This window comes from Gordonia polyisoprenivorans NBRC 16320 = JCM 10675 (assembly GCF_000241325.1).
Lineage (GTDB): Bacteria > Actinomycetota > Actinomycetes > Mycobacteriales > Mycobacteriaceae > Gordonia > Gordonia polyisoprenivorans.
On the sequence record NZ_BAEI01000070.1, the window covers coordinates 148,419 to 162,851 of the forward strand.

A 14,433-nucleotide genomic window follows, 5' to 3' on the forward strand; every position below is an offset into this window, starting at 1 on the left:
GGGCGTGGGTGTCCAAGGCCTACAACGTGATGGCCCCGACCTGCCCGAGCCGGGTGGTCTTGCACCGGATCGGCGCGCGCTGGACGGTCTTCGTGGTCACCGCACTCGCCGACGGTCCGATGCGATTCAGTGCGCTCAAGGCGCATATCGCGGGGATCACTCCCAAGGTGCTCACCGAAACCCTGCGTGCGCTGGAGTTCGACGGACTCGTCGCACGCACCGATCACGGCGGTCAGCCGCCGCGCGTGGAGTACTCGCTGACCGAGCTCGGCCGCTCGCTGCTGGTCCCGTTGGCCGCGGTGCGTGCGTGGGCCGAAGAACACGTCCCCGAGGTCGAGGCGGCCAACGCCCGGGCGGCGGCGCCGGAAGGACCGCGATGACCGGGGTGCCGGGGATGAGTGGGCTGGCAGGGGCCGTGCTGATCGGCGGCACCAGCTCGGATGCGGGTAAGAGCCTGCTCGTGGCGGGTCTGTGTCGGGCGCTGGCACGCCAGGGTGTGCGGGTCGCGCCGTTCAAGGCCCAGAACATGTCGAACAACTCGGTGGTCACCCTCGACGGGGGCGAGATCGGTCGGGCGCAGGCACTGCAGGCCTACGCCTGCGGGTTGGAGCCGTCGACGCGGTTCAACCCGGTCCTGCTCAAACCCGGGGGGGATCGCCGGTCGCACGTCATCGTGCGTGGCCGGCCCGCCGGTGACGTCGGCGCCGCCGACTACTTCACCCGGCGTACCCGGCTACTCGAAGTGGTGACCGACGAATTGCGGTCCCTCCGCGAAGAATTCGACGTCGTCATCTGCGAGGGGGCGGGGTCGGTCGCCGAGATCAACCTGCGCGACACCGACATCGCGAACATGGGCTTGGCGCAGGCCGCCGACCTCCCGGTGTTGCTGGTCACCGACATCGACCGCGGCGGATCGCTGGCGCACCTGTTCGGCACGACCGCGATCCTCGGCGCCGACGACCAGTCGCGGATCGCCGGGTATGTGATCAACAAGTTCCGTGGGGATCCGGCGATCCTCGCGCCCGGCGTCGAGCAGGTGAAACAGATCACCGGACGCCCGACGCTGGGTGTGCTGCCCTTCGATCCGGACCTGTGGATCGACGCCGAGGACTCGCTGGCGAGCCCGGTCGGCCGACGGGTCGGTCCGCCCGGGACAGCCCCGGTGAGCGCCGTCGAGGGCGCTCTCGGGTCGCGCCTGCGGGTCGCGGCGATCCGCTTGCCGCGCATCTCCAATTCCACCGACGTCGAGGCGCTGGCCTGTGAACCGGGCGTCGAGGTGACCTGGGTCGACGACGCGGCATCGGTCGCCGACGCCGATTTGGCCGTCCTCCCGGGAACCCGGGCGACGCTCGCCGACCTGGCCTGGCTGCGCTCGCGGGGCATCGATGCCGCGCTGATCGCCCGGGCCGCCGCCGACCGCCCGACGCTCGCCATCTGCGGTGGATTCCAGATGCTCGCGCATCGCATCGTCGATGGGATCGAATCCACCTCGGATCCTTCGGCGGTCGACGGTCTGCAGATCTTCGACATCGACGTCACCTTCGGTACCGAGAAGGTGGTGCGGCGGGTGTCCGGATCGGTGGCCGGGCACCGAATCGAGGGCTATGAGATTCATCACGGGCGGGTGGTGCGCTCGGCAGAGACAGGGTGGCTCGTCGACGACGTCGACGGTCCGGAGGGAGCGCGACGCGGCGCGACGTACGGCACTCACTGGCACGGACTGCTGGCCTCCGACGGGTTCCGCCGGGATTTCCTCCGCGAGGTGGCGGCGAGGTCGGGGGTACCCGATTTCACACCCGCCGCCGATATCAGCGTCGATGCGATACGCAGGGCCCAGGTCGACCGGATCGCCGATCTGGTGTCGGCTCATCTGGACCTCGACGAGCTCGTCGAGATCGTGCGGTGCGGCGCCGACCCGGGACTGCCGACGATCAGACACTCCCTCCAACAGAGGACGCGTTGAGCCACGCGCGACGTGGGCGATCACCTAGGCTGAGCCGGTGGAGACTGAACAGCGCACGGTGGACGTCGGCGAGTTGACCTTCGACGTCACCGTGGGAGGACCCGACCGGGGGCCGTGGGTGCTGCTGCTGCACGGATTCCCGGTGAACGGACAGTGTTACGACGCTGTCGTGCCCCGCCTGCACGAGGCGGGTTTGCGGACGATCGTGCCGAATCAGCGCGGCTACAGCCCCGGGGCGCGTCCGAGCGAGGTCGCCGCCTACCGCATCGATCACCTCGTCGCCGACGCCATCGGAATCCTCGACGCGATGAACGTGCACTACGCACTGCTCGTCGGCCACGACTGGGGCGGGCTGGTCGCCTGGCATCTGGCATCGCGCTATCCCGACCGCTTCACCGGTTTCGTCGCGGTCTCCACCGGTCATCCCTCGGCCACCCGGGACTCCCTGGCAAGCAGTGACCAGCGTGAGAGATCCTCCTACATCAAGGATTTCATCGCCGACGGTGCCGAGGAGAAACTCCTGGCCCGTGGCGGCGTGCTGCTGCGTCGCGCCGGGGTGACCGCCGAGGAACTCGAACCGCTCAAGGAACCGGGAGCGCTGACCGCCGGACTCAATTGGTACCGCGCGAACTTCACCGGCGACATCGCCAAGACCATGTCGTGCGGGCCGGTCGAGATCCCGACGACCATGGTCTGGAGCGACGGCGATCCGGTTCTGGGTCGTGAGCAGGCCGAGCGCAGCGGACGATATGCCTACTCCGACTTCAGATTCTGCGTCCTGCCGGGCATCGACCACTGGATTCCGCAGAAGGCGCCGGCCGAACTCGCCAGCGAGATCAGCCTGCGCTCGGCGGTGTTCTGAGGTCCGGGCACCGGTCGGTGCCCGGCCGCCGGTTGGTCACGAGCGCCGGTTGGTCACGAGCGCCGCTTCACCAGTCGAGGTCGAGGCCGAGCAGTGCGTTCTCCAGGACCTCGGGCATCGCCGGATGAATCCAGTACTGGCCGCGCGCCATCTCGGCTGCACCCAGCCCGAAGGACATCGCCTGGATCACCGGCTGGATCACCGTGGGGGCCTGCGGGCCGATGATGTGGGCGCCCAACAGTTTTCCGGTACCCCGTTCGGCGATCAGTTTGCAGAACCCGGTGGTGTCCTCCATCGCCCAGCCGTAGGCCACGTCGCCGTAGGCCTGGACCTTGACGGTCACGTCCCAGCCGGCCTCGCGGGCCTGTGCCTCGGTGAGTCCGACCGCGGCGATCTGCGGGTGGGTGAATACCGCGGCGGGCACGTAGCGGTGATCGAAGGACACCAGATCACTTGCCTGCCAACCCTTCAGGAGATTGGCCTGCACGACGCGTTCTTCGTGGTTGGCGACGTGCTTGAGTTGATAGGGCGAGCTCACGTCGCCCAACGCCCAGACCTTCGCCGCGTCGGTGCGGCCGTGCTCGTCGACGACGACGCGGCCGTCGTCGGACAACTCGAGTCCGATCGTCGCAAGTCCCAACCGATCTCCGTTGGGCTCGCGGCCCACGGCCACCAGCAACACGTCGGCGTCCAGGGACGGGCCGTCGGCGGTGTGCACCCGCACGCCGCCGTCGGGTAGGTTCTCCGCGCCGGTGATGGCGGTGTCGAGGTGCACATCCCAACGGTCCCCGGCGATTTCGGTGAATCGCTCGGAGACCGAAGCGTCGAGTTTGCGCAGCAGCCGTGGTCCACGCGCAACGATCGTCACGTCGGTGCCCAATGCCCCGAAGACATGGGCGAACTCGGCGGCGATATAGCCGCTGCCCAGGATGATCATGCGCCGAGGCAACTCTTCGAGGCGCATGACGTCGTTGTTGGTGAAGTAGCGCACCCCGGAGGCGGCGATGACGTCGGGAATCGTCGCTCGCGACCCGGCGGCGATGACCACCTCGTCGGCGAGTACCACCGCGTCGTCGGTCACCAGACGGTAGCGGCCGGCGTCGTCGCGGCCGTCGAACTCGACGTGCGCGTCGTGGACCGTGATGTTGTCGCAGTCCTCCACGCGATAACGCTTGCCGCCCTGGGAGATCGGATCGATCCGCCCGAACACCCGCGAGACGATCGCGGGCCAGTCGACCCCGGCGACGCGCGAGTCGACGCCGTACTTGCCGCCATGCGCGGCGATCTCGGCGACCTCGGAGGAGTAGACGAACATCTTGGTCGGGATGCATCCGACGTTCAGGCAAGTGCCCCCGTAGACGCCCTCCTCGAAAATGGCGATGCTCCGGTCGGCGAATCGCTCGTCGGGCAACGAGTTCCCGCTGCCCGACCCGATGATCGCGAGATCGACATGCGCGGTGGTGATGGAGTCGGTGGTGGTGTCGGGCACGCGCCGGTCACCGTCCTTTCGTGGTCGTGGCAACGTTGAGTGTCCTCGCGAGCCAGGTGTCGACCTCCCGGTAGGCCTGCTCGCGCGAGTGGGCGACCGACAGGAAGACGTCGTGTCGGGCGTCGGTGATGGGGATGGTCGTCACCCGGTTGCCCAGTGATCCGCTCCATGCGGCGATCTGGGTGACGTCGAGGACGGCGTCGGCGGCATCGATCGCCGTCGAGTAGCTACGACTGAAATGCGTTTTGTCCGAACGTAGGACGAGCGCCGGTACGCCGACGTCGATGCCGTGGTGCAGCCGGCGCTGCGCGGTGCGTACCGCGTTGAGGAAACCGAAGGTGACCGGGAAGCCGCCCATGGGCTTGCGCTCGAGGTCGTAACTCCACTCACCGTTGGCACTGTCGTGCAGGCTCTCGCCGTACGCGGCCGAGAGTTCTTGCGGAATCACGGTTTTCGGCCGGACGGCGGCGACGGCCTTGATCAGCATGCTCACCGGATATGTGCGCAGTAGTGCCTCGCCCTGCAGATCCAGCCACGGGCTGTTCAACATCAGTCCGGCGATGCGACGGTGGCGCGCTGAGTCGTTGCGCCGCAATCGATCCAGCCACATCGCGGCGATCAGTCCGCCGGTGGAATGCGCGCCGACGATGATCGGTGTGTCGGCGCCGAGCTCGGCGACGATGAGGTCGATCGCCGCATTGAGTTCCTCGTCGTAGACCCGCAGATCGGTGGCGTAGTGCGGTGTGTGGTGCGACTCGAGCGACCGGCCGCACTTGCGCAGATCGATCGCATGGAACGCATAACCGAGGTTGGCGAAGTGGTCGGCGAGCGGCTCGTGGAAGAAGTAGTCGGTGAACCCGTGGATGTAGAGCACCGCGCCGTGCTCGGCGTGGCGCTCGGCAGCAGGGCGTCGCACGAGCGTCGCGGTGATCGGATCCTCGTCGTCGGGATCGGGCCTCAGCGCGATGGTCGCCACCTCGTACCGGTCGAGGAACCGGTCGGGCTGCCACTCGGGGGCTTCGGTGGTGGTGGACTTCGGCGGGGTGGACCTGGGTGGGGCCGACTTCTGGGGAGTGGACTGCGGTGCGGTGAGCTGATCGGCGCTGTCGGTGCGGGCGCGGGAAGACGTCACGAATCCACTCTAGGCCGCTGGTGGGAGGTGCTCGTCGATGTCGCCCAGCCCACAGTTGCGCGGAGTGCTTGTGGCGGGGCGTCACCGATGGGGGACAATGGCTGTCACGAGAGAGGGCGAGGGTCGTCCCGGCTGCGTGAATTGGGGTCCAGGTGTCTCAAACGGTGATCAAGACGGATGTGGCGTTGGTGGGCGCGGGCATCATGAGTGCGACGCTCGGCGCACTGTTGCGCCAGCTCGAACCCAGTTGGTCGATCAGTCTGTTCGAGCGGCTCGACGCCGCTGCCGCGGAGAGCAGCGACCCGTGGAACAACGCGGGCACCGGCCACTCGGCGCTGTGCGAGTTGAACTACACCCCCAAGACCGCCGACGGCGATGTCAACATCGACAAGGCGCTCAACATCAACGAGCAGTTCCAGGTCTCCCGCCAGTTCTGGTCGCACGCCGTCGACAATGGCATCCTCACCTCGCCCGACGAGTTCATCAATCCCATCCCGCATGTGAGCTTCGCCCATGGCCAGGCCGGTGTGGACTACCTGCGCAAGCGTCACGAGCGGCTCTCGAGCCAGGTGCTGTTCGAGGGAATGGAGTTCATCGACGACCCCAGCGAATTCACCAAACGGCTGCCGCTGATGTCCATCGGGCGCGATTTCTCCGATCCGGTCGCACTCAACTGGTTCACCGACGGCACCGACGTCGACTTCGGCGCGCTGACCCAGCAGTTGCTGAACTTCGTGAGTCAGGGCGGGGACATCCACTTCGGGCACGCGGTGACCAACCTCGACAAGCAGTCCGACGGCAGCTGGATCGTCAAGCTCAAGAACCGCCGCACCGGCGAGAAGTGGTCGGTGCATGCGAAGTTCGTGTTCGTCGGGGCCGGCGGCGGGGCGCTGCACCTGCTGCAGAAGTCGGGGATCGCCGAGGCCAAGGGATTCGGCGGCTTCCCGGTCTCGGGTGAGTTCTTCCGGTGCACCAACCCGGATCTCATCGACCAGCACCAGGCCAAGGTGTACGGCCAGGCGGCGGTCGGTGCACCCCCGATGTCGGTGCCGCACCTCGACACCCGCGTCATCAACCACAAGAAGGGGCTGTTGTTCGGCCCGTACGCGGGATGGTCGCCCAAGTTCCTCAAGAGCGGCAAGATCACCGATCTGCCCGCGTCGGTCAAGCCGGGCAACCTGATCCCGATGATGTCCATCGCGCCCAAGGAGTTCGGGCTGCTCAAGTACCTGATCAGCGAACTGGCTGCGAGCCCGGCCGATCGGGTCAAGACGCTGCAGGAGTTCGTCCCGCGCGCGCTCGGATCGGACTGGGAGCTGATCACCGCCGGTCAGCGCGTCCAGGTGATCCGCAAGACGGGTGCGGGAGGCTCGCTGGAGTTCGGCACGGCCGTTGTCGCCGCCGGTGACGGCACGATCGCGGGTCTGCTCGGTGCGTCGCCCGGTGCGTCGACCGCGGTGCCCGCGATGCTCAACGTCCTCGAGCAGTGCTTCCCGACCGAGTACCGGTCGTGGACACCGAAGCTCACCGAGATGATCCCGTCGTTCGGCCAGAAGCTCTCCGACAACCGTGACCTGTTCCGGCAGGTGTGGGACTGGACCAGCGCGAGCCTGCAACTGTCCGGCAACGCACCGCTGATCACCGGCGACGACCCGGTGGCCACCACTGCGGGGTGACCGACCCCACGGCGGTCTGAGATAGTTGGCGACATCATGACGTCATCGAGCCCGCGTACCTACCGCCTGCAGTCCCGATCGGCCGCCGACCTCGACGCCGCCACGCTCTACCGCATCCTGAGATTGCGGGTCGACGTGTTCGTGGTCGAGCAGGCATGCCCGTATCCGGAACTCGACGGCCGTGACCTCGAGCCGTCGACACGCCACTTCTGGTGTGTCCCCGATGATGAGGCGAGCGCCGACACGGTGGCCGCGACGCTGCGGCTGATGCAGGACGGGTCCGACGCCGACGGTCGGCCCGAGTTCCGGATCGGCCGGGTGTGCACCGAGCGATCCCATCGGGGGGAAGGACTGGCCGCACGCCTGTTGTCGGTGGCCCTCGAGGAGGTCGGCGATCACGTGTGCCGCATCGAGGCCCAGACCTATCTGGCGCAGATGTACGCGGCGTTCGGCTTCCGCGCCGACAGCGACGAGTACCTCGAGGACGGCATCCCGCACGTGTCGATGATCCGGGTCACCGGGAGCAATCGGTGAGTGCGGAGATGGTGAGCCCGGAGTCCCTCGTCGCCGCCGATCCGTCGTCCGGTCCGGTGATCCGCTACCCCTTCACCGCGGTGGTGGGGCAGGAGCGGCTCAAACTGGCACTCATCCTCAGTGCCGTCTCGCCGGGCATCGGGGGTGTGCTGATCCGCGGGGAGAAGGGCACCGCGAAATCCACCATCGTGCGCGGACTCGGACCCCTGATCGGCGAGGGACGGGCCGATTCGGCGGTTCGGGTCGTCGAGTTGCCGATCGGGGCCACCGAGGACAGGGTGATCGGGTCGCTGGATCTGACGCGGGTGCTGCGCGACGGCCAGGCCGAGTTCACGCCAGGGCTGCTCGCACGTGCCGACGGCGGTGTGCTCTACATCGACGAGGTCAACCTGCTTGCCGATCATCTCGTCGACGTGTTGCTCGACGCGGCTGCGAGTGGTCGGGTCACGATCGAGCGCGACGGCGTCTCGCACACCCAGTCCGCCGACTTCGTCCTCGTGGGCACGATGAACCCCGAGGAGGGCGAACTCCGTCCGCAGTTGCTGGACCGGTTCGGACTTGCGGTCGACGTGAGCGCGGGTCGTGATGTGGACGAGCGGGTCGAGATCGTTCGTCGGCGGATGGCGTTCGACGCCGACCCCACTGCATTCGCGGCCGCCTATTCCGATGCCGAAGGCGAACTGGCACAACAGATCTCCCACGCCCGACGCCTGGTCGACGACGTGGAGCTGCCGACCGCACAGCTGCGGCGGATCGCCGGCATCTGTGCGCACCTGCAGGTCGACGGACTACGCGGCGACATCGTGGTTGCGCGCACGGCAACGGCCCACGCCGCGTTGCGCGGCGCATCCGAGGTCGACGCCGAGGATGTCCGTGTGGCGGTCGAACTCGCACTCCCGCACCGGCGTCGGCGTAACCCGTTCGACGAGTCGGGCCTGGGCGATCAGGAGCTCGCCGACGCACTCGCGGCCGGTGACGAAGCGGCAGGCCCCGACGAGCCCCCGGAACCCCCGGATGGGGGTGGGTTGGACGGGGCCGGGCCGAATGCCGATGGACCGGACGGGTCGACACCCGACCCCGGCGAATCATCTGCGCCGAGTGACGATTCGGCACCCGGTGATTCGGGGCCCGACGCTTCGGCGGCCGGTGATTCGGGGCCCGACGGTTCCGCCCCCGGCGAGCCTGAATCCGACGCCTCGGGTCCGCCCGCCCCGGGGCCGCGGCCGGGCGGTGTCTTCGGAGCGCCGACCGACTCGACGACCACGCCGCGCATGCGCAGACTCACCGTCGACGGGATCGGCGACGGCGAGCCGGGCCGGCGCTCGGCGGCCCGTAGCCGCCGCGGATACACCGTCGCCGCAACGGAATTCGGTGCCGAGACGCCGGTCCACCTGTTCGGCACGGTCCTGAGTGCCGCCGGGCGGGGGGCCGAGGAGGACGGACGTGTGCGAGTGCGTCGAGAGGACCTGCGCGGTGCCCATCGGATCGGGCAGGAGAGCAACCTCGTCGTCTTCGTCGTCGACCTCAGTGGGTCGATGACCGCTCGCCGCAGGCTCGGCGTGGTCAGCGAGTTGTGTGTGGATCTGCTGCGCGACTCCTACACCCGACGGGATCGGGTGGCGGTGATCGTCGCCCGCGGTGCCCGCGCCGAACTGGTCGTCCCACCGACCAAGTCGGTCGACATCGCCGTGCGCCGTTTGTCGTCGGTCCGGACCGGAGGACGCACCCCGCTGGCCGAGGGTTTGCTGGCCGCCGAGGACCTGATCGCCCGAGGCCGTCACATCGAACCCCAGCGCCGTCCGCTGCTCGTGGTCCTGACCGACGGGCGTGCCACCGCCGGGCCGGACGCCGCGGCACGCGCGCGTGCCGCGGCCGCGTCGATCGGACGGCGGGGGATCGACGGTGTCGTCGTCGACTGCGAGCAGGGAATGGTGCGACTGGGCCTGGCCGCCGATCTCGCCGCCCACCTGCGCGCCGATCTGATCCCGATGGACGAGCTGGGTGTGGCGGCCCTCGGCCGATCGGTGCGCCCGAACACGGCATCGGCGGCGCGGATCGGTCCGCCCGCCGCCTGACGCCCGCCGCCTGACCGCCCGCCGCCTGACCGCACGGCCACATCGCCGCGCCGGACGTGACACCCTGGACGGACAACCGGATTCGATCGGCGAACAAGGAGAAAGCACGTGCCGCAAGGCGTCCCCACCGCGATACCCGACGACGGGCTCACCACCCGGCAGCGACGGAACATGCCGGTCCTGGCCGTGCACACCGGCGATGGCAAGGGCAAGTCGACGGCGGCATTCGGGATGGCGATGCGCGCATGGAATGCCGGCATGCGGGTGGCGGTGTTCCAGTTCGTCAAGAGTGCCAAATGGAGGGTCGGCGAGGAGTCGGCGCTGACCGCGCTCGGCGACATCCATGAGTCCACCGGGCAGGGCGGGCCCGTCGAGTGGCATAAGATGGGCCAGGGGTGGTCGTGGCTGCGCGCCAACACCGACGCCGCCGACGATCACGCCGAGGCCGCCCGCGCGGGGTGGGCGGAGATCGCACGCCGACTCGCCGCCGCCGAACACGACTTCTACGTCCTCGACGAGTTCACCTACCCGTTGCACTGGGGGTGGATCGACACCGACGACGTCGTGACGGCGCTGAGGGAGCGGCCCGGCCGCCAGCACGTCGTGATCACCGGCCGCCGCGCGCCACAAGCGCTCATCGACTCCGCCGACCTGGTCACCGAGATGCACAAGATCGCCCACCCCATGGATGCCGGACGCAAGGGGCAGAAGGGCATCGAATGGTGACCGGTCCATCCTCGATCCCCACCGTGGTGATCGCCGCGCCCGCCTCGGGTAGCGGCAAGACCACGGTGACCACCGGCCTGATCGGGGCGCTGCGGGCCGCCGGGCACCGCGTCGCGCCGTTCAAGGTCGGCCCCGACTACATCGACCCCGGCTACCATGCCGTGGCCGCCGGCCGAACCGGACGCAACCTCGACCCAAACCTCGTCGGCGCCGACCTCATCGCACCGCTGTTCTCCTGGGGTACCCGGGGTGCCGACATCGCCGTCGTCGAGGGGGTGATGGGCCTGTTCGACGGCCGCATCACCGGCATCGGTGCCGACGGAACCCACGACCCCGACGGTGGTGACCGTGTCGGGGGTGATCCCGATGGCGCCGACCCGAACGGCATCGGCTCCACCGCGCATGTCGCCGCACTGATCGGCGCCCCGATCATCCTGGTGGTCGACGCCGCCGGACACAGCCAGTCGCTGGCCGCACTGTTACACGGCTTCCTCGGCTTCTCGCCGACAGCCCGGATTGCCGGGGTCATCCTCAATCGGGTCGGCTCTCCCCGGCACGAGGCGGTGCTCCGCCAGGCGTGTCGTCGCGTGGGACTTCCGGTCTTCGGTGTGCTGCACCGTGATCCGAGCCTCACGGTGCCCTCACGGCATCTCGGCCTCATCCCGGCCGCCGAACGCAGCGCCGACGCGGTCGCCGCGGTGGCGGCGATGACCGCGACCGTGTCGGCGGGTCTGGACGTTCCCGCGATCGTCGCCGCCGCACGTACCCGCACCGCACAGTCGGCGCCGGCGTGGTCACCCGACGACACGCTCGCCGAGGTCCGCGGCCCCACCGATCCGCCCGCGGCCAAGCCGATCATCGCGGTCGCCGCCGGTGCGGCATTCACCTTCGGCTACGCCGAACACGCGGAGATGCTGCGGGCCGCAGGCGCCGAGACCATCGACATCGACCCACTGATCGACCGGCTCCCCGACGGAACCGCCGGCGTCGTCCTCGGCGGTGGATTCCCCGAGGAACACGCCGCAGAGTTGTCGTCGAACGCACCTCTGCGCGAGGACATCAATGAGCTCGCCCGGTCCGGTGCGCCGATCCACGCCGAATGCGCCGGACTGCTCTATCTGTGTCGCGAACTCGATGGACATCCGATGGCCGGGGTGATCGACGGTGTCGGGCGGTTCGGTCCGCGCCTGACCCTCGGCTACCGTGACGCTGTCGCCGTCGCCGACTCGGTGTTGTACCCGGCGGGCAGTCGGGTGACCGGCCACGAGTTCCATCGATCGACTGTCGAACTCGTTGCGGCACAACCTGCCTGGGCGTGGCGTGACGGCACGGCGCGGCCGGCCACCGACGGCATCGGGGCGGGTTCGGTCCACGCGTCGTATCTACACGTGCATCCGGTGGCGGTGCCGCGCGCGATCCTCCGGTTCGTTCGGGCCGCCGAACGTCGCGCAACACAGCGGGTCTCGCCGAACACACCTGCGGGAATCCGGCCCCGTGAGCCGCACATCGCGACCCGACGACGAGAGGAGAGCAGCCATGCCGGCCCATGAGGTGACCAAGGCCCTCGACGCACTCGCGTCGCACGGCGTCGACAACCCCGACATCCTGCGGGATCTGCTCGAGGCGGTGCTCCTCGTCGGGCAGGGGCTCGAACTCGACCATGCGCTGCAACGGATCGTCGAGGTCGCCGTGGGCGTGGTCGACGCCCAATACGGTGCCCTCGGTGTCCGGGGCCCCGACGGCGGCCTCAGCGAGTTCGTCTGGACCGGGATCACGCCGCAACAACGGGCGCTGATGGGGGCGTTGCCGGTCGGCCGCGGCGTGCTCGGGGTGCTGATGGACGATCCGCACGTGCTGCGAGTCCCCGACCTCGCCAAACACCCTGCGTCGGTGGGATTCCCGCCGCACCATCCGCCGATGACCACCTTCCTCGGCGCCCCGGTGATCATCCGCGGGTCCATCTACGGTCGGATCTATCTGACCGAGAAACGAGGCGGCGCAGGGTTCTCCGAACTCGACGAGACACTCGTCGCGGTCCTCGCGGTGGCAGCCGGGATCGCCGTCGACAACGCGCAACTGTTCGAGCGCGCCCGCACCCGACACCGGTGGATGCAGATCCTGGTGCGACGCGGATCCGAGCCGCTCGCCGGAATCGCGTTGTCGGACACCCTGTCCCGGATGTGCTCGGATGTGCGTGAACTCGTCGGTGCCGTCGACGTGTACCTGATCACCGACGAGGAAGGCGAACTGGCGGTGGAGGGCGCCACCCGCACCGGACTCGATCCGAGCGTGCTGAAGGTGCCGTCCTCGTCGGAGATGACGGTGCTACCCGCCGACGAGGTGGGCCCGGACCTGGCCGCCCGGGGTGCTCGATGGGTGACGCTGCAGCCGTTGCACCGGGCCTCGGGGACCTTCGGGTGGGTGGTCATCACCTCCGAACGCAAGCCGTTCTGGGAGGAAGAGGAGATCTCGGGTCTCGCCGGTGTCGCCGAGATCGTCTCCCTGGCCGTCGTGTACGCCGAACAGCAGCAGATGGCACGCGACCTCGAGGTTCTCGAAGACCGCCACCGGATCGCACGCGACCTCCACGATCACGTCATCCAGCGGCTCTTCGCCATCGGCATGTCCGTGCAGACCCTGCAGGCAGCCCGGGAGAACGGGGCCTGCTCCGTCGACGACTCGGTCAGCAACCGCCTCGAGCAGGTGATGACCGACCTCGACCGGACCATCGCGCAGATCCGCACGTCGATCTTCGACCTGCAGACCGTCTCCGGTCACCACGACACCTCGACGCTGCGCCGGCGCGTACTCGACATCGTCTCCGAGTTGTCGGCCCATGCGCCGATCGCCCCGAGTGTGCAATTCGTCGGACCGGTCGACACCGTCGTGCCCGACACGCTTGGTCCGCACATCGACGCGGTGCTACGTGAGGGATTGTCGAATGCGTTGCGGCACTCCGGCGCCGAACACATCTCGGTGTCGGTCAGCGCCGACGACGTCCTGCGCGTGGAGATCAGCGACGACGGTGTGGGCATCGACAAGTCGGTCACCTATCGCGGACTGGCCAATCTCACCCGTCGCGCCGAGGAATGTGACGGGACCTTCGACATCGACACCCGGGGCGGAACCTCCCACGGCCACGGTGGCACGACACTGACCTGGTCGGTGCCGCTGACCCCGGCCTGAGGCGGCTGCGGGCCGCCTCAGGCCTTGCCGTCGCGGATCTTGGTGGCCATCACCGCGACCTGGGTGCGGCGCTGCATGTCGAGCTTGGCCAGGATGCGCGAGACGTAGTTCTTGATCGTCTTCTCCGCGAGGAACATCTTCTGCGCGATCTGCCGGTTGGTCAGGCCGTCGCCGATCAGATTGAAGACCTCGCGTTCCTGATGGGTCAACTCCGCGAGCGGGTCGGCCTGCGACTTGCCGTCCCGGAGCTTGGCCAGCAGGGCGGCGGTGCTGCGGTCGTCGAGCAGCGACCCGCCGCGACCGACGGTGCGAACCGCGGCCACCAGGTTGCGGCCGAGGATCTGTTTGAGAACGAAACCCGATGCGCCGGCGAGCACTGCCGCGAGCAACGCGTCGTCGTCGGCGTAGCTCGTCAGCATCAGACAGCGCACCGACGGATCGACTGCGCGCACATCACGACAGAGCTCCACCCCGTTGCCGTCGGGCAGCCGGACGTCGAGGACGGCGACGTCGGGTCGGGCGGCGAGGATGCCGACCCGCGCCTCGGCGACCGTCGCCGCCTCACCGACCACCTCGATGTCCTCGGCGGTGCCGAGGAGATCGCGCAGTCCGCGCCGGACGAGCTCGTGGTCGTCGACGAGGAACACCCGCACGGGGTGTTCGGGACCGGCCTCGGATGGCTCCGCGGCGGTCGGGGTCTGGGGTGTCGGCGTCGGTGTCGGTGTCGGTGGCGCGGCCGGCGGTGCGGCGGGGGTGGCCTGGGATGGGCGCGGGTCTGTGGCCATGACTC

The 14,433-nt window shown here is 68.9% G+C and carries 12 protein-coding genes; 9 read left to right on the plus strand and 3 right to left on the minus strand.

Annotated elements, in window-relative coordinates:
- The first annotated feature begins 29 nt into the window (after positions 1-29).
- Genes GOPIP_RS18750 through GOPIP_RS18760 form a run of 3 tightly spaced genes read left to right on the plus strand, consistent with a single transcriptional unit; the run spans position 30 to position 2,825 of the window.
- Complete coding sequence (locus GOPIP_RS18750) at positions 30-380, plus strand: winged helix-turn-helix transcriptional regulator (RefSeq protein ID WP_210739354.1); 351 nt, start codon at positions 30-32, stop codon at positions 378-380.
- Positions 377-1,963: a cobyric acid synthase gene (locus GOPIP_RS18755; RefSeq protein ID WP_006371342.1), complete on the plus strand. Its 1,587-nt coding sequence runs from the start codon at positions 377-379 to the stop codon at positions 1,961-1,963. The genes GOPIP_RS18750 and GOPIP_RS18755 overlap by 4 nt, the downstream gene beginning before the upstream one ends.
- Before the next feature lie 37 nt (positions 1,964-2,000).
- Complete coding sequence (locus tag GOPIP_RS18760; RefSeq protein WP_006371343.1) at positions 2,001-2,825, plus strand: alpha/beta fold hydrolase; 825 nt, start codon at positions 2,001-2,003, stop codon at positions 2,823-2,825.
- A 67-nt stretch (positions 2,826-2,892) separates the two neighbouring features.
- On the opposite strand, the gene GOPIP_RS18765 is transcribed toward GOPIP_RS18760, so the two are convergent.
- A complete protein-coding gene (locus GOPIP_RS18765) occupies positions 2,893-4,314 on the minus strand; it encodes a mycothione reductase (RefSeq protein WP_006371344.1) in 1,422 nt (473 codons plus the stop codon).
- 7 nt (positions 4,315-4,321) lie between these two features.
- Positions 4,322-5,446, minus strand: a complete 1,125-nt coding sequence (locus GOPIP_RS18770; RefSeq protein ID WP_006371345.1) for an alpha/beta hydrolase — start codon at positions 5,444-5,446, stop codon at positions 4,322-4,324.
- A gap of 152 nt (positions 5,447-5,598) precedes the next feature.
- Here GOPIP_RS18770 and mqo point away from each other — a divergent pair, with 152 nt between their 5' ends.
- The 6 genes from mqo to GOPIP_RS18800 all read left to right on the plus strand — a co-directional run bounded on the left by mqo (position 5,599) and on the right by GOPIP_RS18800 (position 13,643).
- The gene (gene mqo / locus GOPIP_RS18775) at positions 5,599-7,122 is read left to right on the plus strand and encodes a malate dehydrogenase (quinone) (protein WP_006371346.1); all 1,524 of its coding nucleotides are present in this window, start codon (positions 5,599-5,601) and stop codon (positions 7,120-7,122) included.
- A gap of 36 nt (positions 7,123-7,158) precedes the next feature.
- Positions 7,159-7,656 (plus strand): GNAT family N-acetyltransferase, encoded by a 498-nt coding sequence (locus GOPIP_RS18780; RefSeq protein WP_006371347.1) that lies wholly within the window; start codon positions 7,159-7,161, stop codon positions 7,654-7,656.
- Between the two features lie 8 nt (positions 7,657-7,664).
- Positions 7,665-9,731: a VWA domain-containing protein gene (locus tag GOPIP_RS18785; protein WP_050955295.1), complete on the plus strand. Its 2,067-nt coding sequence runs from the start codon at positions 7,665-7,667 to the stop codon at positions 9,729-9,731.
- A 108-nt stretch (positions 9,732-9,839) separates the two neighbouring features.
- Positions 9,840-10,457, plus strand: a complete 618-nt coding sequence (gene cobO / locus GOPIP_RS18790; RefSeq protein ID WP_006371349.1) for a cob(I)yrinic acid a,c-diamide adenosyltransferase — start codon at positions 9,840-9,842, stop codon at positions 10,455-10,457.
- On the plus strand, positions 10,451-12,007 hold the full coding sequence (locus GOPIP_RS18795; RefSeq protein ID WP_006371350.1) for a cobyrinic acid a,c-diamide synthase CobB: 1,557 nt from the start codon (positions 10,451-10,453) through the stop codon (positions 12,005-12,007). The genes cobO and GOPIP_RS18795 overlap by 7 nt, the downstream gene beginning before the upstream one ends.
- Complete coding sequence (locus tag GOPIP_RS18800; RefSeq protein WP_006371351.1) at positions 11,994-13,643, plus strand: GAF domain-containing sensor histidine kinase; 1,650 nt, start codon at positions 11,994-11,996, stop codon at positions 13,641-13,643. Before GOPIP_RS18795 ends, GOPIP_RS18800 begins: the two co-directional genes overlap by 14 nt.
- Positions 13,644-13,660: 17 nt before the next feature.
- Here GOPIP_RS18800 and GOPIP_RS18805 read toward each other — a convergent pair whose 3' ends face one another.
- A complete protein-coding gene (locus tag GOPIP_RS18805) occupies positions 13,661-14,428 on the minus strand; it encodes a response regulator (protein ID WP_006371352.1) in 768 nt (255 codons plus the stop codon).
- Between the last annotated feature and the right edge of the window lie 5 nt (positions 14,429-14,433).

Bases quoted from the DNA above. Each gene is read 5' to 3' on its own strand.
- GOPIP_RS18750 (WP_210739354.1), top strand. From the start codon at position 30: ATGGCCCCGACCTGCCCGAGCCGGGTGGTCTTGCACCGGATCGGCGCG.
- GOPIP_RS18755 (WP_006371342.1), top strand. From the start codon at position 377: ATGACCGGGGTGCCGGGGATGAGTGGGCTGGCAGGGGCCGTGCTGATC.
- GOPIP_RS18780 (WP_006371347.1), top strand. From the start codon at position 7,159: ATGACGTCATCGAGCCCGCGTACCTACCGCCTGCAGTCCCGATCGGCC.
- GOPIP_RS18785 (WP_050955295.1), top strand. From the start codon at position 7,665: ATGGTGAGCCCGGAGTCCCTCGTCGCCGCCGATCCGTCGTCCGGTCCG.
- GOPIP_RS18795 (WP_006371350.1), top strand. From the start codon at position 10,451: ATGGTGACCGGTCCATCCTCGATCCCCACCGTGGTGATCGCCGCGCCC.
- GOPIP_RS18800 (WP_006371351.1), top strand. From the start codon at position 11,994: ATGCCGGCCCATGAGGTGACCAAGGCCCTCGACGCACTCGCGTCGCAC.
- GOPIP_RS18805 (WP_006371352.1), bottom strand. From the start codon at position 14,428: ATGGCCACAGACCCGCGCCCATCCCAGGCCACCCCCGCCGCACCGCCG.